The 18,156-nt window shown below is 64.3% G+C and carries 20 protein-coding genes and 2 pseudogenes; 8 read left to right on the top strand and 14 right to left on the bottom strand.

Annotated features, from left to right (window positions below):
* Nucleotides 1-296 precede the first annotated feature (296 nt).
* Entirely contained in the window at nucleotides 297-815 is a 519-nt protein-coding gene (locus AADJ04_RS13645) for a superoxide dismutase family protein (RefSeq protein ID WP_341239945.1), read from the top strand.
* A gap of 141 nt (nucleotides 816-956) precedes the next feature.
* Here the strand turns inward: AADJ04_RS13645 and AADJ04_RS13650 are convergent, their stop codons facing one another.
* Entirely contained in the window at nucleotides 957-1,523 is a 567-nt protein-coding gene (locus AADJ04_RS13650) for a nucleotidyltransferase family protein (protein ID WP_341239946.1), read from the bottom strand.
* Between the two features lie 15 nt (nucleotides 1,524-1,538).
* Between AADJ04_RS13650 and AADJ04_RS13655 the strand changes: the two genes are divergently transcribed.
* The 4 genes from AADJ04_RS13655 to AADJ04_RS13670 all read left to right on the top strand — a co-directional run bounded on the left by AADJ04_RS13655 (nucleotide 1,539) and on the right by AADJ04_RS13670 (nucleotide 4,167).
* Nucleotides 1,539-1,844 (top strand): hypothetical protein, encoded by a 306-nt coding sequence (locus tag AADJ04_RS13655; RefSeq protein WP_341239947.1) that lies wholly within the window; start codon nucleotides 1,539-1,541, stop codon nucleotides 1,842-1,844.
* Between the two features lie 76 nt (nucleotides 1,845-1,920).
* Entirely contained in the window at nucleotides 1,921-2,334 is a 414-nt protein-coding gene (locus AADJ04_RS13660) for a hypothetical protein (protein WP_044400518.1), read from the top strand.
* A 32-nt stretch (nucleotides 2,335-2,366) separates the two neighbouring features.
* Complete coding sequence (locus tag AADJ04_RS13665; RefSeq protein WP_341239948.1) at nucleotides 2,367-2,576, top strand: hypothetical protein; 210 nt, start codon at nucleotides 2,367-2,369, stop codon at nucleotides 2,574-2,576.
* A 415-nt stretch (nucleotides 2,577-2,991) separates the two neighbouring features.
* Nucleotides 2,992-4,167, top strand: a complete 1,176-nt coding sequence (locus tag AADJ04_RS13670) for an abortive infection family protein (RefSeq protein ID WP_341239949.1) — start codon at nucleotides 2,992-2,994, stop codon at nucleotides 4,165-4,167.
* 155 nt (nucleotides 4,168-4,322) lie between these two features.
* Here the strand turns inward: AADJ04_RS13670 and AADJ04_RS13675 are convergent, their stop codons facing one another.
* Both AADJ04_RS13675 and AADJ04_RS13680 read right to left on the bottom strand, forming a co-directional pair.
* The gene (locus AADJ04_RS13675) at nucleotides 4,323-6,596 is read right to left on the bottom strand and encodes a xanthine dehydrogenase family protein molybdopterin-binding subunit (protein WP_341239950.1); all 2,274 of its coding nucleotides are present in this window, start codon (nucleotides 6,594-6,596) and stop codon (nucleotides 4,323-4,325) included.
* A gap of 156 nt (nucleotides 6,597-6,752) precedes the next feature.
* Entirely contained in the window at nucleotides 6,753-7,214 is a 462-nt protein-coding gene (locus tag AADJ04_RS13680; protein WP_066694216.1) for a (2Fe-2S)-binding protein, read from the bottom strand.
* Nucleotides 7,215-7,401: 187 nt separating this feature from the next.
* Between AADJ04_RS13680 and pdxH the strand changes: the two genes are divergently transcribed.
* The 3 genes from pdxH to AADJ04_RS13695 all read left to right on the top strand — a co-directional run bounded on the left by pdxH (nucleotide 7,402) and on the right by AADJ04_RS13695 (nucleotide 9,221).
* The gene (pdxH, locus tag AADJ04_RS13685) at nucleotides 7,402-8,040 is read left to right on the top strand and encodes a pyridoxamine 5'-phosphate oxidase (RefSeq protein WP_066694213.1); all 639 of its coding nucleotides are present in this window, start codon (nucleotides 7,402-7,404) and stop codon (nucleotides 8,038-8,040) included.
* 29 nt (nucleotides 8,041-8,069) lie between these two features.
* Entirely contained in the window at nucleotides 8,070-8,657 is a 588-nt protein-coding gene (locus AADJ04_RS13690; protein ID WP_341239951.1) for a hypothetical protein, read from the top strand.
* A 207-nt stretch (nucleotides 8,658-8,864) separates the two neighbouring features.
* The gene (locus tag AADJ04_RS13695; RefSeq protein ID WP_341239952.1) at nucleotides 8,865-9,221 is read left to right on the top strand and encodes a hypothetical protein; all 357 of its coding nucleotides are present in this window, start codon (nucleotides 8,865-8,867) and stop codon (nucleotides 9,219-9,221) included.
* Nucleotides 9,222-9,299: 78 nt separating this feature from the next.
* On the opposite strand, the pseudogene AADJ04_RS13700 reads toward AADJ04_RS13695, so the two are convergent.
* The 11 genes and pseudogenes from AADJ04_RS13700 to ssuE form a co-directional block, all read right to left on the bottom strand.
* Nucleotides 9,300-9,677 (bottom strand): annotated as a pseudogene (locus AADJ04_RS13700) (SDR family NAD(P)-dependent oxidoreductase); the annotation flags it as partial.
* A gap of 159 nt (nucleotides 9,678-9,836) precedes the next feature.
* Nucleotides 9,837-10,793, bottom strand: a complete 957-nt coding sequence (locus tag AADJ04_RS13705; protein ID WP_341239953.1) for a universal stress protein — start codon at nucleotides 10,791-10,793, stop codon at nucleotides 9,837-9,839.
* 146 nt (nucleotides 10,794-10,939) lie between these two features.
* Nucleotides 10,940-11,365, bottom strand: a complete 426-nt coding sequence (locus AADJ04_RS13710; RefSeq protein ID WP_341239954.1) for a GreA/GreB family elongation factor — start codon at nucleotides 11,363-11,365, stop codon at nucleotides 10,940-10,942.
* A gap of 405 nt (nucleotides 11,366-11,770) precedes the next feature.
* On the bottom strand, nucleotides 11,771-11,986 hold the full coding sequence (locus AADJ04_RS13715; protein ID WP_010461298.1) for a molybdopterin-binding protein: 216 nt from the start codon (nucleotides 11,984-11,986) through the stop codon (nucleotides 11,771-11,773).
* A gap of 47 nt (nucleotides 11,987-12,033) precedes the next feature.
* Complete coding sequence (locus tag AADJ04_RS13720) at nucleotides 12,034-12,846, bottom strand: ATP-binding cassette domain-containing protein (RefSeq protein WP_341239959.1); 813 nt, start codon at nucleotides 12,844-12,846, stop codon at nucleotides 12,034-12,036.
* Nucleotides 12,847-12,912: 66 nt separating this feature from the next.
* A complete protein-coding gene (gene ssuC / locus AADJ04_RS13725; protein ID WP_341239955.1) occupies nucleotides 12,913-13,776 on the bottom strand; it encodes an aliphatic sulfonate ABC transporter permease SsuC in 864 nt (287 codons plus the stop codon).
* Between the two features lie 24 nt (nucleotides 13,777-13,800).
* Nucleotides 13,801-14,994, bottom strand: coding sequence for an FMNH2-dependent alkanesulfonate monooxygenase (ssuD, locus tag AADJ04_RS13730; protein ID WP_341239956.1), 1,194 nt, complete (start codon nucleotides 14,992-14,994; stop codon nucleotides 13,801-13,803).
* A 33-nt stretch (nucleotides 14,995-15,027) separates the two neighbouring features.
* A pseudogene (locus tag AADJ04_RS13735) lies at nucleotides 15,028-15,360 on the bottom strand (aliphatic sulfonate ABC transporter substrate-binding protein); the annotation flags it as partial.
* Nucleotides 15,281-16,291, bottom strand: coding sequence for an aliphatic sulfonate ABC transporter substrate-binding protein (locus AADJ04_RS13740; RefSeq protein ID WP_341239957.1), 1,011 nt, complete (start codon nucleotides 16,289-16,291; stop codon nucleotides 15,281-15,283). The gene AADJ04_RS13740 and the pseudogene AADJ04_RS13735, both read right to left, overlap by 80 nt.
* A gap of 36 nt (nucleotides 16,292-16,327) precedes the next feature.
* Nucleotides 16,328-17,296, bottom strand: a complete 969-nt coding sequence (locus AADJ04_RS13745; RefSeq protein WP_341239958.1) for a sulfonate ABC transporter substrate-binding protein — start codon at nucleotides 17,294-17,296, stop codon at nucleotides 16,328-16,330.
* A 148-nt stretch (nucleotides 17,297-17,444) separates the two neighbouring features.
* Nucleotides 17,445-18,035 (bottom strand): NADPH-dependent FMN reductase, encoded by a 591-nt coding sequence (gene ssuE, locus AADJ04_RS13750; protein ID WP_312782147.1) that lies wholly within the window; start codon nucleotides 18,033-18,035, stop codon nucleotides 17,445-17,447.
* Nucleotides 18,036-18,156 lie beyond the last annotated feature (121 nt).

Consider the following 18,156-nt stretch of genomic DNA (forward strand, 5'->3'; position numbering starts at 1 on the left):
AGCCTCTTCGGTGGCAAACCAGTCAAGAAATTCGTTCCAGGTGCGGGGGTAGTCCTGTCCAGGAGTTGGCGTTAGCATCTGGGTTTCCATCCAGCTATTCTGATGCCACTGGAGCTAAATAGATACCCCTTATTTTTATACAGTATTCAAAACATTTCCACACCTCTTGCCACCGGCTTTGTGGCCCACCCCTACCCACAATGCACCAGCCGTGCGTACCATGGCCTTGCGGCTGCCCAGCGCCCATCACAACGCAAGCGGCGGCCCACCCCTTCCCTTCACTCCAGGAGCATGTGATGAATCTTCGCTTTGTCTTGGCAGCTACCGCCGTGGCCGCGCTGGCAGGCTGCGCCAGCTACAACGCAGGCCCCACGGCCACCGCACAGTTGCAGCCCACCCGGGGTAACACCACCGCAGGCACCGTGCAGTTTGCGCAAACGGGTGATGTGGTGAAGGTGTCAGGCACCATCACCGGCCTCAAGCCCGGTGCCGAACATGGCTTTCACATTCACGAAAAAGGCGACTGCAGCAGCGGCGACGGCATGAGCGCCGGCGGCCACTTCAACCCCGGCGGCAAACCCCATGGCCACCACGGCAAGGGGGATCACCACACCGGCGACCTGCCCAGCCTGAAGGCCGATGCCAACGGCACCGTCAGCTTCCAATTTGAATCACGCAGCATTCGCGTGGGCAGCACCGCCAACAACATCGTGGGCAAGGGCCTCATCGTGCACCGCGACCCCGACGACTACACCACCCAACCCACCGGCAACGCCGGGCCCCGACTGGCCTGCGCGGTGATTACGGCCAAATAAACCCAGCACGCCTTGCGCATGGCAACGGTCTTTGGGCCGCGCTGCTGCCCTACCAAGCAAAAAGCCGCTGCAACCACAGCGGCTTTTTTGATATGCCAGAACCTTGATGGCAGCAGTGCCTGCCACGGGCCTAGGGGTTGATCACCCCGCAGCCTGGCGTTGGCGCCAAAGCGCCTCGGCCCGCGCCAGCGCATCCACGGTATCAATGTCCGTAACCACGCCTTCGTCCTGCACCGGCACAGCCAGCCCCCGCCCCTGCTCTGCCCACTTGCGCACCACCGGCGCAGCGCCTTTTTCGCCTTGCAAAGCCAACAAGTCAGGCAGGCAATCCCCTCCAAACGCCACAGGGTGCCCCCGCTCGCCCGCAAACTCCGGCCACGCCACCACGGTCCGTTGATCCAGCAGCACCTGCGCCATGGTCTGCAGCGTGGTGGGCTGCACCAGCGGCAAATCGCCCGGCAACACCAGCCAGCCAGCAGCGTTGGACGTGTGACGCACAGCGGCGGCAATCGAATCGCCCATGCCAGGGTGCCCTGCATCCTCCACATGCCACGGCAAGCCGCTGTCGCGCACGGCGTCCAGCGTGTGTTGCAACACCGGCTTGCCCGCCAGCAAGGCCTGCAATTTGTGAACGCTGCCGCCCGACGCTTTGAAACGCTCGCCACGGCCCGAGGCGAGGATGAGGACGGTGAGTGGGGTGAGATACATGGAGTGGATGAGGGAATGCTGGATTTGAAGGCAAGTCAGATCATGGCATCGCTGCGCGGCAACGGCTGTGATGTGGCCGGCAAACTGCGCCGCGACCAGCCCAGTATCTTTGCACCCCACTGGCCACAGCGCCAAGAACGACTCCATGCGGCTTTCAGACAGCTTTCGGGCTTTTGCCCGCTTTCCATGAGCCAGCAGTTGTCAATCCGAAGCGGTCGGTTTGCCATACAACGCGGATCGCCCATTGGCGGCCCTTCAGTTACAGTCCTCGCCCTTCGGGTGATTTTTGCCCGCATCGCGCACCTCGGTGACGGGGTTTGAAAACAAAATCTGCGACTTTGGGCGGTACGCCGACTGATGCCGCCGTGCAAACTGCAACTCGCGGAGATAGAAAAATATGCTGTTAACCGATATAGCCGTCGAGCACACTGTGGTGTCCAAAAAGGATGGCGTTCGTCAGACTTTCTTGCTGCATCCTTTTACCGATACACAGCGCGACTCGCTGGGCAAATTCGAGCTCGTTCGCGACGTCAGCCAGCCCGGATTCAAAGACGTGAAACGCTCCACCTTCGTATCGTTTCACCAATTGGCGGAGCTGTATGCGAAAGGCCTACTCGACGAATTCGGGTTTTCCGTTCGCATGTGTCCGGCTAAAGGCACCTACCCCGCCAAGCTGCCAGCCAAAAAGATACTGCCCACTAGCATCAAGCCCGGCTCTTCATTCGACCTGGCGGTGCAAAAGGTGGATATTGCCAAACCCGCCACTCGCGAACTGAGAACCGCCTTGCTTCGCACCAACGTCCAAATTTAAGAATCACGACGCTGATTGATAGGGGAGCCACTGTGAATCTACCCATTGCCCATGCTGAACTGATTGCCACGTTCAAGCGGGCCGAGACAGATGCCGCCCACAAGTTTGGGTTGATCAAAGCGGCTGCCAATAAAGGCCCCAAGGCCATCCAAGCCGCCACCGAAACTGCGGCCAAGGCGGCGAAACGCAGGGACTCATTTGCGAAAAAGCTGGGTGATTTGGGCGTGAACCTCAAGGATTAAGCGCAGCCAAATATACGGAGTGACACCAGCAATTGGCGACTGCCCATAACGTGCCTTGGTAGTCAAAATCATCTCTGTAATCTAAAAAATCGGTAGTGCACCGATTTGCTTGATGTCCACACGCAGCAGTGAAAACGTTTTTGTTTTCAGATCAGCAAGGTGCGTAGAAATAGATGGATTAAGCCGCTCTAGGCTGGACTAAGTCATTCAGATTCGAATGCCTAGGGTAGCTACCAAAGTGACATGGAAGGAGGCAAGTGTGCGTGCGGCCGGATATAAGAACCAGACGAAGCACTTAGAGCTAAACAGGGATAAGACATGGACACACTTGAACAGACACTCGCTACCGTGCACGACCTGCTATCTCGATGAAGCAGCCGCACTTCTGCGCCGTTGCCCGGCGAGCATCGAGCAAGTGGGATACGACAACTGGAACGGGGGCACGGACCTCTACGAGGTGCGTCTTGAGCTGCCATCTTCTGAGTTTGCGAGTTTGGGACCACGCCGCAGTCAGGTGGAAGAGCAGATCGCCGCACGACTGAAGACCGTCCTCGAGCCGGAGACACAGGACTGGTACTCAGTCCGCTTTGTGCCCGCGAAAGCGACACGGTCCGATTGGCGCACCGATGTGCATATAGATGCACTTCAAAAGGATATCGCGTTGCCGCGCCAGATTCGACAGAACATCGTCGACGGTCTTAGGCTGGAGAGAGTTGCTTGGTTCGGTACCCTCGACGACGTCGAATTCCTCAGCCGGCTATACAACCTCAAGAGTCTCCCCTCCAATGACTCACGATATAAGGATGCCGCCGGAGACATATGGCAGCACCGCTTCAGCAACGACGACTGGGAAAGCGACTGGGTCTACACGGACGATCGCTTCCGATTGCTCGAGGGCCCACCCGAGGCCTTCCTGCGTTTCCTGTGCGAGATCGTGCACCCGGTGGTTCGGCCAAATCGTGACGAGGCTATCAAGCTGGTGAGCCACTTCAACGACCAACTGCGTCAGACTGGTTGGGAGATCATTGAAGAAGAGTTCATCGCGGGCCGCCCGCGCTTTTCATACCGCCCGCTGCGAAATCAGACAGCCCGGGCGGTAATGCGAGCCAGAACAGTTGCCGATGCGCTGGATGCGGGATGGATGGCCAAAGAGATCGAGCGTCTGGAGCAGGCTGTTGATCGAGATCCAGCGCTTGCGATCGGCACAGCGAAGGAGCTGGTTGAGTCCTGCTGCAAGTCGCTACTGAATAAGCGCGGTGTGCTTTTCACGAAGTCAGAAGACTTGGGTGAGCTCACAAAGAAGGTGACTAAGGAGCTTCAACTTGTACCTGAGGGCATCACCGACGAGACTAAGGGGGCAGACAACATCCGACTGATCCTGCGCAATCTGACCCAGCTTACCAACAACTTGGCCCAGCTCCGCGGGTTGTACGGCACCGGGCATGGCCGGGACGGACAGCATCGCGGCTTGCAACCGAGGCACGCCCGATTGGCGGTAGCGTCTGCTGTAGCCTTCATTGACTTTGTCGCGGAGACCTACGCCCAGCGCCAATCACTTCGCAGTGTTGGGACTCTCGACAAAGCGGGCTGATCAGGCCGGCAAGCTCGTCGAGGTCACGTCAGCTTGACTAGTCTCCTCAGACCCTTTCCCCAGGGAATTACTTCAGCGAACTGGCGCACCCGAATAAGCCATAAAAAAAGCGCCGGGCTTTTTCAAACCCGGCGCTCTAGTTTCATCCAACCCGATCAAGCCAACTTAAACGGCAACTCCCTCGGCGTCTTGCCCGTCAACCGCGCCACCGCATTCGCAAACGCAGGTGCCAGCGGTGGCAACCCAGGCTCGCCCATGCCGGTAGGTGGTTCGGCGCTTGGCACGATGTGCACGGCCACCTGGGGCATGTCGGTGATGCGGGGCACGGCGAAGTCGCCGAAGTTGCTTTGCTCCACCACGCCGTCCTTCAAGGTGATGGCGGCACCGGGCAGGCACATCGACAGGCCCATCAGCGCTCCGCCCTGCACCTGGGCTTCCACGCTCTTGGGGTTGACGGCCAGATTGCAGTGCACGCCAGCGGTCACGCTGTGCAGCTTGGGCGTGCCGTCTTTGCTGACGGAGGCTTCCACCACGTACGCAACCACGGAGCTGAACGACTCGTGCACCGCCACGCCCCAGGCGCGGCCTGCGGCGAGTTTCTTTTTGCCGTAGCCGGATTGGTCCACCGCCAGTTGCAGGGCAGCCTTGTGGCGGGGGTGCTTGTCACCCATCAGGCGCAGGCGGTAGGCCACGGGGTCTTGCTTCGTCGCACGCGCCACTTCGTCCAGCAGGGTTTCCATGGCGTAGGCGGTGTGGGTGCTGCCCACGCTGCGCCACCACAGCACGGGCACGTTGACCTGTGGGTGGTGTACCGAGAGGCGCATGGGGATGTTGTAGGGCTCTTTCATGCCCTCCACCGCCGTGGAATCCACGCCGTTTTTGATCATGAAGGCTTCAAACGGTGTGCCTTTGACGATGGACTGGCCGACGATGACGTGGTCCCACGCCAGGATGTTGCCCTGGGCGTCGAAGCCGATCTCGGCGCGGTGCACGTGCATGGGGCGGTAGTAGCCGCCTTTGATGTCGTCCTCGCGGCTCCACAGGGTGCGCACGGGGGCGGTGATGCCTGCGGTGCGCGCGGCCTTGGCCACGCCGCAGGCTTCGACCACGTAGTCGCTGGTGGGGATGGCGCGGCGGCCAAAGCCGCCACCGGCCATCTGGGTGTGCACCTTCACGTTTTGGGGCTGCACGCCCAGCACCTTGGCGGCGGCCATGGCGTCCAGGCCAGGCATCTGGGTGCCCATCCACAGCTCGGCCTTATCGCCATCGAGCTTCACGGTGCAGTTCAGCGGCTCCATGGGCGCGTGTGCCAGGTAGGGGAAGGTGAACTCGGCGCTGATTTTTTGCGGCGCATTGGCCAGCGCGGCCACATCGGCGGGGATGGCGATGGCGCCGGTTTTTTGGGCCAGAGCGCGGTACTGGGTGAGCAACTGGGCGGTGTCGGGTTTCTCCACGCTGACCGTGTCCCATTCCACCTTGAGCGCATCGCGCCCCTGCTTGGCGGGCCAGTAGCCTTCGGCAATGATGGCCACGCCTTCGCCGCCGCGGTCGGTGGGCACGCGCAGCACGGCTTTCACGCCCTTGATGGCTTTGGCGGTGCTGTCGTCCAGCGACTTGAGCTTTGCACCAAACACGGGTGGGCGGGCCACCACGGCCGTGAGCATGCCGGGCAGGCGCACGTCAATGCCGTAGTCTTGCTGGCCGCTGGATTTGGCCTGGGCATCAAGCCGCGTGGTGGGCTTGCCGATGATGCGGAACTGCTTGGGGTCTTTGAGGGTGACCTTCTCGGGCACGGGCTGCTGCATGGCGGCCTCGGCCAGCGCGCCGTAGGCCAGCTTTTTGCCGCCGGGGCCCACCACAAAGCCTGCGTTGGTGCGCAGGGTGGATGCGTCCACACCCCATTGCGCGGCAGCGGCAGACACGAGCATGGCGCGGGTGCGGGCACCCAGCTCGCGGTACTGGGTGTACGAGTTTTTGAGAGAGTTGGAGCCGCCCGTGAGGTGCATGCCAAAGGCCGGGTCGGCATAGGCGGGGTTGGCGTCGCCGTGCACGCTGCGCACTTTGCTCCAGTCAGCGTCCAGCTCTTCGGCCAGGATCATGGGCAGGCCGGTTTGCACGCCCTGGCCAAAGTCCAGGCGGTTGATGGTGACGGTGACGGTGCCATCGGTGTCAATGCGCACAAAGGCCGAAGGCTGCTCGAAAGGCTTGAGCCCGGCAGGCGCTGTGCCTGCACCTTGAGCGGTGGCCACCAGCGGGTAAGCCCCCAGCGCAAAGCCGGATGCGGCTGCGGCCTTGAGGAAGGTGCGGCGTGCCACGCCTTCGGTGGCGGCGGCATTTGCTTCGGTATTGATAGCGCCTTGCGCTTGATCCATCAGCGCTACCAGGCCTTTTGGCATGTGGGCGCGGGCGGTTTGAGCGTCGAAATGCATGGTGTTCTCCTGCTCGGTGTTCTTGGGAGGGGGTTGGATGTGGAGAGCGGGGCAAAAAAACTCAGCGAAGCGGTTCTGGCTAGGCGCTGTGTCGCAGGCAGTACTACCAGTACGACAAGACGCAGCAACGACGCCAGAAGAGTTTTTTTGAACCGATCAGGCCAAAGACTTGGCGGCGTCGTGGATGGCGGCGCGTATGCGCACGTAGGTGCCGCAGCGGCACACGTTGCCCGCCATGGCGGCGTCGATGTCGGCGTCGGTGGGTTTCTTCTTGCCCTTGAGCAGCGCGGTGGCGCTCATGATCTGGCCGCTTTGGCAGTAGCCGCACTGGGCCACGTCGTGTTTCACCCAGGCGGCATGCACGGCCTTGCCCACCTTGTCATCGGCGGCAATGGCTTCGATGGTGGTGATCTTCTGGCCCACGGCGGCCGAGATGGGAGTGACGCACGAGCGCACGGGCGCGCCGTTCAGGTGCACGGTGCAGGCCCCGCACAGCGCCTGGCCGCAGCCAAACTTGGTGCCGGTCATGCCCAACGTGTCGCGCAAGGCCCAGAGGATGGGGGTGGAGTCGTCGGCGTTGACGGCAGTATCTTTGCCGTTGATGTTCAAGGTGGGCATCGTGGGGTTCTCCGGTGGGGGATCAGGAGTCAGCGCACAGCCATGCGGCTGGGCGGCAAAACAGTGGCGGGATTAAATCCGAACCAGCGTTTTTCTGCTGGCAGTCGAGATTGCGCAGGGTCCATTCCCTGCCCTGCCCTTGCCCCAGCGCAGCGCTGGGCGGGCGCGTGCATTGCACAATGGCGGGATGACCACATCCATCGCAGACCTTCGCAAGAGCTACGAGCGTGCCGAGCTGAACGAAGACGCTTCGCACGCCGCCCCCCTGCAACAGTTTGACCAATGGCTGAAAGAAGCCATCAGCGCCGAAGTGCCGGAGCCCAACGCCATGACGCTGGCCACGGTGGGCAGCGATATGCGGCCCAGCACGCGCATCGTGCTGATCAAGGGCTATGACGAGCGCGGCATTGTCTGGTTTACCAACTACGACAGCCGCAAGGGCCGCCAACTGGCGGGCAACCCCTACGCCGCCATCCAGTTCCATTGGGTGGAGCTGGAGCGCGTGGTGCGCATTGAAGGCGTGGTGGAAAAGGTGAGCGACGAGGAAAGCGACGAATACTTCCACAGCCGCCCGCTCGATTCGCGCATTGGCGCCTGGGCCAGCCCGCAAAGCCAGGTGATTGCGGGGCGCGGCGTGCTGGTGGCCAATGCGGCCAAATACGGCGCGCAGTTCATGCTGAAGCCCCCGCGCCCACCGCACTGGGGCGGCTACCGCCTGAAGCCCGACCAGTGGGAGTTTTGGCAAGGCCGCAAGAGCCGCCTGCACGACCGCCTGCGCTACCGGCTGGACGGCACCGACTGGGTGCGCGAGCGGCTGGCACCATGAGGCACCAGTCTCTGCACCTACAACCCGCTGTGCACCAACACCCCGCTACGCGCCTGCGCACGGCCCTGTGCCTGGCAGCCGCCTGCGCCGCACTGGCCGCGTGCAAGCCGCAGTCTGCCCCCCAGCAGCCAGCCGCTGCCACACAGCAGGCCAACGAAAGCTTTGCCACGCTGGTGCAGGCGGGCACGCAGTTTGTGGCGGCACGCACGCCGCATGTGGGCAAGGCCGATATTGCGGGGAACAGCGTCTGGACGAAAACGGGTTACAGCCCGGCCCAGGTACAGCCGGAGGTGATGGCCACTGAATCGGCCGTGACGCCGTTTGTGGGCAAGATCGTCATCAAGGACAACGAGGCACGCGCCACCGCTGCGACAGAGGCGGAAGCCCAGGCCATCACCCTCACCCCGGCGCACCTGCTTTCCAACCGCACGCACACCTTCGTCTACAGCTTTGACGGCCAGCAGTGGCGCTGGCAAAACGGGCAGCGGCTGACCAAGATACCGGGCCAGAACGACCGCATGGACGAGCTGGCGCTGACCGAGGTGTCTGCCCCCGGGCCGCAGGGCTTTGCAGGCTGCCTGCCCGCCAGCACCACACTGTCCACCGCTACCAAATAGATAGCATCCAGCGCTTGAGTGATAAGCGCTGGATGCCGATTTGATTAAAAATTCATGCGGGCATGCATGAGGCCGGAGCGTGCGGGGGCTAAGTTGCTTGTGCCTGGAGCCTTGCCCCCCTCCGCGCACACCCACCCCATACATCGGCCCTGCAGTTACCATCGGCACCACCCCCCTGCCCTCGCAGCGCTACACCACCAGCCCGCCATGCTCACGTTTCTGTACTACGCACTGATGCTGCTGGTCGGCTTCGTCTTTTACCGGCACGGCCAAAAGCTGCTCCGCCAAGAGTATCGGGACCGCAACGGCGAGCCCACCCAGGGCATGGTGGGGCCTGTGGGTTTTTTGGTGCTGGGCGCTGTGGGTTGCTATTTGCTGTTTGCCCTGCTGCGTGCGCTGGCGCGGGGCGAGGTGCCTTGCGTGGGCAAGGGCTGTGCGGGGCAGATTTACACGCTGGCGGAACAGGCCGGCCCGTACTGGGCCAACGTGTTTTTTCTGCTGTGGTGCGTGCTGGCGTTTGGCTACGCGCTGTATGTCACGCTCAAGATCTGGCTGCGGCCATAACGGCTTCGCGCCAGGCCAAAACGCCTGCGGGGTGCGCCTGGGGCACCACGGCCCCAGACGCAGGTGCCTTGCGCGGGCTCAGGCGTGCTGCGCTTGCAGATAGCCGGGGCGCTCTGCCGTCATGGCCTGCTTCAGGCGCTGGGTCAGCTCATCGGCCAGCACTTCTTCTGCGCCGGCCTCCAGCCCATCCAGCGCGCGCTGAACAATCTGCTCGGGGCTGGTCTTGGGCACATCAAAGCCACGTGTCAGATCGGTATCGACATAGGCCATGTGCAAGCCCAGCACCTGCGTTTTTTGTGCGGCCAGTTCCTGGCGCAGCGCGTTGGTCAGCGACCAGGCGGCCGATTTGCTGGCCGAGTACGCCGCCAGTTCACCGCCATTGATCCACGAAGCCACCGACAGCACGTTGAGCAGCGCCCCGCCGCCGTTGGCTTGCAGAATGGGGGCAAAGGCCTTGCCCACGATTGGCACCGGCAACGGCCCCTGGCACGGCTACGACCAGGCGGCCGTGTCGTTGACCGCGGCGATCAAGGCCTTGGCGCGGACGGCCTGCCGGCTGGCTGCGGGCCCCATGCATCGCTTTGACCACACGGCAACGGCAAGATCACAAACAGATCAGGATCGCCCGATCTGCGCCGCCGGGTTGGGATAGCGCGGCAGGCGGGGCTGGCCTGCCTTCACGCGGCGCGTAGGCAGGTCTGTGGCCAGGCGCTGTGCGGGCGTCGCGTTGGTGGCGGGCTGGTAACCATGCGGCACCACCAGCACATCGGTGGGCGCGTGGCGCAGGATGCGATGGGCCACGCTCTCAAACACCAGGTCCGACAGCAGGGAAGCCGGGTGCTTGCCCACCACGATCAGGTCGGCCGCCGTGTGCTGCTGCTGCACCACCACCTGCCGGGCGGGGTCGCCCCGGCCGATGGTGGAGGACAGACGGTTGCGGCGCGCGTCATACGAGTCGGCCAGCGTGAACATCCTGTCTTGCGCAAACCGCTGGCACTCTTCGCGGTATGCGCGGATGGCGCGTTCGGACACCTCGGCATAGCGCAGCTTGCCCTCGTTGGTCGTGTCGATGGCGTGAAACAGCTCGATGCGTGCCGACGGCTGCAGCGCAGAGCCCAGTTCCACCAGGCGCTGCGACACCTGCGAAAAATCCACCGCCACCAGAAGACTCTGGTACGGCTGTGCCGCCGCTTTGCGCACCACCAGCACCGGCCGCTGGCATGCGCGCAGCATGCGCACGGCGGGGTGGGTGCGGAACCAGGCGGCCAGCCCCCGCAGCGGAGCGGTGCCCCACACCACCAGGTCGGCATCGGCGGCTTCGCGGGCCACATCCGCCGCCGTGAGGTCCATGCGGGTTGCGGCCTGCACTGTGATGTGGTGCCGCTGCCTGAGCTGCAGCGCATGCTGCGCGAGGCGCACGGCCGCATCCGGTGGCGGCGCCTCGTCGGGGTGGGCCAGGTACACCAGCTTCAACGTGGCGCGGTGCTCGGCACACAGCAGCGCAGCGCGGGCGATGGCGTGGCAGCCTTTGGAAGAAAAGTCGGTGACGGCGAGGATGGAGCGAAGGGTCATGGCGGGCGTATCCTTGTTGTCGTTGTGATGGGGCCGTGCGCACCCGTGCAGCGGCGGCCACCTGATGTGGCGCCGGCGTGAAGGGCAATGAGTGCGGGCACGGTGGTCCCGGGCGGCAGCGGGCGCTGCAGTTGCTGAAGCGGCGGCTACGTGTGGTAGTCGCCCGAGGCCTCGGGCTGGAACTGAATGCACTCGATCACGGCCGCGCATTCTTCGCCGTGGGGTGTCTGCCACCTGGCCACATCCCCCTCCCGAAGCCCCAGCAGGCTGATGCCCACAGGAGACAGCACCGAGATGAAACTGGCGGCCGGTTCCGCGTCTTGCGGGTAGCACAGGGTCACCACCTGGCGCCTGCGGGTGTGCACATCCAACAGTTCGACGCGCGAATACATCGTGACCACATCCGCGCGCACGGTGCGCGAGCTGGTGATGTCTGCCTGGGCCAGCAGATCATCCAGAACGGGGGGAAGCCGGTGGCCCGCCAGCCTGATCAGGCGGGAATGGTCCAGATCGGTGAGCGTGCGCTCGCCGTGAACCACAACAACATCATCAACAACTGCGGCTGCATGCATGAATTGGCACTCCATCAAATGCGGCTGTCGCCCAGCGGGAACAGACGGCCACTACCGCGCAAAGCTGGTGCCCGGCGGTGGATGGTTGCGCTGAAAGAGGATGAGGAGAGAGAGTGCCGCCGGGCTCAGGAATGTGCTGGCGTCTGCTGACAACGCGCAGTCTTCCTGCCCGCCGCACGCGCGCAAGCCGCTGCGTAAAGCAGCGATGCCAGGACAGCGGTGGTGTATGCAAGGAGGGTCGTCATGGCGCCGATTGTAGGCCGCCAGCACGCATCTGGGGCCAATGGCCCCAGGGTTCGTGCCAGATAGGCGGGGCGCCGCAAGCTATCAAAATAATAGCTATTGGCGCTTGACCAGAAAGCGCTGGAGCCTGACTTCCATTCAAAATCTGGCGACTGCGTCCCCTCACAGCTTGGCGATGGACACCTCGGTCGACTTGACCAGCGCCACCACGTCAGAGCCGACCACCAGACCCAGGTCGTCTACCGAGCGGGTGGTGATGACGGAGGTGACGACGCCCCAAGGCGTTTCGACATCGACTTCAGAGACGACATCGCCGCGGATGATTTCGCGCACTTTGCCCTTGAACTGGTTGCGTACGTTGATGGCTTGGATGGACATGGTTTTCTCCTTGAAAAGTCCGTGGATGGGGGAAAAGTGAAAGGGGTTCACACCGCCCAGCGCAGGCCGTGGGCGGGCACGCCGGGCCAGCCTGCGGGGGCTGCGGGTTCGGGGTCGGGCTTTTGCAGCACGCGGTCGAGGATGCGTTTTTCAAGTTGCGCAAACGCCGCATCGCCGTGCACGCGGGGGCGCGGCAGGTCGATGCGCTGGTCCAGCGCAATCTGGCCGTCTTCGATCAGCACCACACGGTCGGCCAGGGCCACGGCTTCCTGCACGTCGTGGGTGACGAGCAGCGCCGTGAAGCCGGTGCTGCGCCACAGCCCTTCAATCAGCCGGTGCATTTCGATGAGGGTGAGAGCATCCAGCGCGCCCAGGGGGTCGTCGAGCAGCAGCAGGCGCGGGGTGTGCACCAGGGCGCGCGCCAGTGCCACGCGCTGGCGCTGGCCGCCAGACAGGCGCGCGGGCCATTCGTGCAGCCGGTCGCCCAGGCCCACGCGGGCCAGCACGTCGGCGGCTGCGCCGCGCTGCGCAGGTGGCAGACCCAGGGCCACGTTATCGGCCACGCGCTTCCAGGGCAGCAGGCGCGAGTCCTGGAACATGATGCGGGTGGTGTCGCTCAGGCCGCTCACGCCCTCGCCGTCGATGCGGATGGTGCCGCCCGAGACCGATTCCAGCCCCGCCACCAGGCGCAGCAGCGTGCTCTTGCCGCAGCCGCTGCGGCCCACGATGGCGACGAATTCGCCCGGCTCGATGACCAGGTCGGCCTTGTGGAGCACGCTGCGCGCGCCGTAGCGTTTGTCCACGCCACGCACTTCCAGGCGCACGCCTTGGGGTTGTGAAGATGAATGATTAGTCAAAATGCCCTCCCGCGCTTATGGAGCAAGCGCTAGCAGCTATAAAAATGTGAGCTTTTAAACGTTGGAGCATCAGGCCTGATAACCGGGGTGCCATCTCAGCCAGTAGCTTTCCAGCGTCTTGGCAAACACGTCAGCCAGCTTGCCCAGCAAGGCGTAGAGCAAGATGCCCACGAGCACGATGTCGGTCTGCAGAAACTCGCGCGCATTCATGGTCAGGTAGCCAATACCGGCCTGCGCCGAGATGGTTTCGGCCACGATCAAAATCACCCACATCAGCCCCAGCGAAAACCGCAGCCCTACCAAGATGCTGGAGAGCGCGCCGGGCAGGATGATTTGCTTGTAAAGCTGCCAGCGGCTCAGGCCATAGGTGCGGCCCATCTCGATCAAGCCTGGGTCCACATTGCGGATGCCGTGGAAGGTGTTGAGGTAGATGGGGAAGAACACCGACACGCTGATGAGGAACAGCTTGGCCGACTCGTCAATGCCAAACCACAGGATGACCAGCGGGATGAGCGCCAGCGCGGGGATGTTGCGCACCATCTGGATGGTGGAATCCAGCAGGGTTTCCAGCAGCCGCACCGAGCCGGTGAGCAGGCCCAGCAGCAGCCCCAGGCCGCCGCCAATGGCCAGACCGGTCAAGGCCCTGCCAGCGCTGACGCGCACATGCGTCCACAGCTCGCCCGAGGCGGCCAGGGCCCAGGCGGCCTTGATCACATCGAGCGGCGCGGGCAGCACGCGGGTAGACAGCCAGCCTTGCGACGAGGCCACCTGCCACAGCGCAATCAGGCCCACGGGCACGGCCCAGGGCAGCAGGCGCTGCGCCAGTTGCCGGGCAAAGCGCAGCACGGCGGCGGGCAGCACGGGCGCTTTGAGGGGCAGGTCCACGGCATCGGCCAGGGATGCCACGGGCGGTTCTTTGGCGGTGTGTGTCATGCGTTGCGTCCTGTTTTGATGAGGTCAGCTTTGCGATGCGCGCGGCACAAAGTCATTGGCCACGGTTTCGCCAAAAGGCCCCAGCGGTGTGCCGCCCAGCGGGTTGCCGAACAAGGGGTTGCCGCTGGAAAGCTGCTGGCGCAGCGGCAGGGGCAGCAGCGGGAAGACCAGCTTGGCAAAGCGATAGGCCTCGTCCAGATGCGGGTAGCCCGAGAGCACAAACGTGTCCAGCCCCAGCGCGGCGTATTCCTCAATGCGGGCAGCCACCGTTTGCGGGTCACCCACCAGAGCGGAGCCTGCGCCGCCACGCACCAGGCCCACACCGGCCCACAGGTTGGGGCTGATTTCCAGGTCTTTGCGGCTGCGCTTGGCCCCCCCTGCGTGCAGGGCAGCCATGCGGCGCTGGCCTTCGGAATCCATGCGGGCAAACACGGCCTGGGCGCGCACCACGGTGTCGTCGCTGACGTGGCTGATGAGTTCTTCGGCTGCGGCCCAGGCCTGCTCGTCCGTCTCACGCACGATGACGTGCAGACGGATGCCGAACTTCACGGTGCGGCCGTGCTTGGCGGCACGGGCGCGCACATCGACCACTTTCTTGGCGACCTCGGCCGGGGGTTCACCCCAGGTCAGATAGGTCTCGACCTGCTCGGCTGCCAGGTCGTGTGCGGCGGGCGACGAGCCACCAAAGTACACCGGAGGGTGTGGCTGTTGCAGCGGCGGGAACAGCAGCTTGGCGCCCTTGACCGACAGGTGCTGGCCTTCGTAGTCGAACGATTCCCCCCGGTGGCTGCGCGTGAGGATCTCGCGCCAGATGCGGATGAACTCGGCCGACTGTTCGTAGCGCGTCGCGTGGTCCAGAAACACGCCGTCGCCCTCCAGCTCGGCCTGGTCGCCACCCGTCACCAGGTTGATGAGCAGCCGCCCGCCCGAGAGCCGGTCGAACGTGGCCGCCATGCGTGCCGCCAGCGCGGGCTGGTGCAGGCCGGGGCGCACGGCCACCAGAAACTTGAGGTTGCGCGTGACGGGCAGCAGGCTCGCCGCCACCACCCACGGGTCTTCGCACGAGCGACCGGTGGGGATGAGCACACCTTCGTAGCCCAGGCTGTCAGCCGCCACGGCCACTTGCTTGAGGTAGTCGTGGTTGAGCTGGCGCGCACCTTTGGAGGTGCCGAGGTAACGGCTGTCGCCGTGGGTGGGGATGAACCAGAAAATTTTCATGAAGACCTCTGAGACGTTGGATGGAGCAAAAAATCAGGACCGGGCGGCGGGCCGCCACACGATGTCGGACACGTTCACGGGTTTGGGGATGAGGCCGAGCTTGAAAAACGCATCGGCCACACGCTGCTGGTCGGCCACGGTGGTGGGGCCAAGCACATCCACGGGCGACGAGGGGCGGCGCTGGATGAACAGGCTCACCACGCCCGCGTCCAGCCCGCTGAAGTCGGCAATGAGCTTGATGGCGTCCTTGCGCGCCTCTTGCGCCAGGCGGTCGGCACGGCTGAGTTCATCGAACAGCACGCGCAGCACCTGCGGGTGGGCCTGCACAAACGGACGGGCGGCCAGGTAGAACGAGTTGTTGCTGCTGGCAAGGGGCCTGTTCACCCAATTTTTGCCAGTGCGAAGGCTGTCCCCGCCCCGCCAATCTAGGCGCGTGACGACGCCAAGGCCGGGCGCCTTGGCTAGGAGCGCAACGACGAGTAGCGGGGCGGGGGCAGCCTTCCCTCCGGGTTGCGATGCCAAAGAGCCATCCGCGGCGTTGCCAAGCCTCGCTGGGGCCGCACCCCAGCTTCGTTTGGCTCCTAGCGCCTGGCCCTTTGGCATCGCAACGCACCTGGCAAAAATAGGGTGAACAGGCCCCCCCGCGCCCCGTGGCCAGTACTCGGGGCTGGATGGCAAGTTCGGTGGCGGCGTAGAACGGGTCCCAGATGGCCCAGGCGTCCACGCTCTTGCGCTCGAACGCGGCGCGGGCATCGGCCGGGGCCAGGTACACGGGCTGGATGTCGGCCCACTGCAGCCCCGCCCGCTCTACCGCCTTGACCAGCAGGTAGTGCGCGCTGCTGCCCTTTTGCACGGCAATGCGGCGGCCTTTCAGGTCGGCCAGGGTGCGCAGGGGCGAATCTTTCAGCACTAGGAGGGCTGAGCTGTCGGGCTTGGGCGGCTCGGCGCCCACGTACAGCAGGTCTTTGCCAGCGGCCTGGGCGAACACGGGGGGCGAATCGCCGGTCAGGCCGAATTCCAGGCTGCCCACCGACAGGGCTTCGAGCAGTTGCGGCCCGGCCGGAAATTCCAGCCAGCTCACCCGCGTGCCCGGAAAGCGCTTTTCCAGCACGCCCTGCTGCTTGAGGATGACAAGGTTGACGGCAGACTTCTGGTAGCCAATGCGCAACTGCTCGGGGCCTGGCCCGGTGGAGCTTTGGGCGTGGGCGTAGCGGCTGGCCAAGGTCCAGTGAAAGGCGGTGACGCCCAGCAGTTGCAGCGCGCGGCGGCGCTGGGGGCTCAAGGTAGGTCGGGTCATGGGGGACTCCTTTTTGGGATGTGCGCAGCCCGGGCCTTACAGCCCCACGGGCGCGGCGTGCAGCAAGTTGAGCTTTTTGGGGATGAGCTTCAGGTCGAAGAAGGCATCGGCAATGGCTTGCTGCTCGGCCAGGATCTCGCGGGTGACGGGTGCGGTGCCGAACTGGGCGCGGTCCAGGTACAGGCGGGTGATGGCGGTATCGAGCCCCAGCACGGCCGACAGCTCGGTGGCCGCGGCGTCCTTGTTCGTCGACGCCCAGCGGTCGATGGCGTTGATCTCTTCCACGGCAATGCGCAGCACTTCGGGGTGGCGGCTGGCAAAGTCGCGCGAGCTGAAGTAGTACGCCCGGTTGTTGACCACGCCCGTGGCGTCGGCCAGGATGCGGGCGCCCAGCGTTTTCTGGGCCGAGGCCAGGAAGGGGTCCCAGATGATCCAGGCATCGACCGCACCTTTTTCAAACGCGGCGCGCGCATCGGCCGGGGCCAGGAAGACGGACTGCACATCGGCGTACTTCAGGCCATGCTTTTCCAGCAGCTTGACCAGGAAGTAATGCACGTTGGAGCCCTTGTTGTAGGCCACGCGTTTGCCCTTCAAATCCGCCACGCTGCGGATGGCGGAGCCGCTGGGCACGATCACGGCCTCCAGCGCGGGGCGTGGCACGGTGGCACCGGCATAGACCAGCGGCGCACCGGCGGCCTGGGCAAAGATGGGCGGGGCTTCGCCCACATCACCAAAGTCGATGGAGCCAACGTTGAGCGCTTCGAGCTGCACGGGGCCTGCGTTGAATTCCGTCCAGGTCACTTTCACGCCCAGCGGGGCCAGGCGCTGTTCCAGCGTGCCGCGGGCTTTGATGATGGAGAGCCAGCCTTTTTGGTGGCCCACCCGCAACACGGCGCCCGCGCTGGCTTGGGCCCATGCGGGGGCAGCCAGGCCGGTGGCGAGCAAGCCCGATGCGATGCCAGTGGCGAGAACCTGGCGGCGGGATGGGGAAAAACGGTGTGTCATGCGATGTTCTCGGTAAAAGGGTTGCAGTGCCTTGGTGTGGACGGGCAAAGCTGCGCCCTGCCCTGCAAAAAAGGCATCTCTGAAGGGTTCAAAAAATGGATGGGGGCTGGGCGGGGCCTGCGGCTGGTGCTGCAGGCCCGGTTGCGCCCTACACGCTACATCGCACCTGCGAGAAGGCCACGGGCTCGAAGCGCCCGGCCACAGGCGGCGTGGGCCGCAGGGTCTCGGTGATGATCAGGTTCACAGCGTCGTCCAGCCGCACGGCCACATCGCTGTGCACGCTGTAGCTGCCCTCGGGCGAGAGAGTGACCTGCGAATCGGTGGCGTAAATGCCGGGCAGGATGTGCTTGGCGCCCAGCGACTGCAGCACGGGCCGCAGCGCGTAATCCAGCGCCAGCATGTGGTGCGGGCTGCCGCCCGTGGCCAGGGGCAGCACGGTTTTGCCCTTCAGGGCCGTTTGCGGCAGCAAATCCAGAAACACCTTGAGCACGCCGCTGTAGGCCGCCTTGTAGACCGGGGTGGCCACCACCAGCACGCGGGCCTTGGCGACCTGGTCAGAGGCGGCCACCACGGTGGGGTGCCCAAAGTCGGCCAGCAGCAGGGCCTGGGGCGACAGGTCGCGGATATGGATGCGGTCCACCAGGGCGCCCCGGGCGTGCAGGCGCTGCGACACGGCATCGAGCAAGGCGGCAGAGCGGGAGCGCTCGGAGGGGCTGCCGGCAATCAACAGGGCGGACATGGCGTTCCTTTACTATTATTTTGATAGCTGCTTGCGCTTTATCTGTAAGCGCCAGAGGCATTTTTTAGGCTCTTCTAGCGAATGCTAGTGTGGTGTCTCAAAAATAGATAGAACTATTTTG

Source organism: uncultured Acidovorax sp. (genome assembly GCF_964021665.1).
Classification (GTDB): Bacteria; Pseudomonadota; Gammaproteobacteria; order Burkholderiales; family Burkholderiaceae_C; genus Acidovorax; species Acidovorax temperans.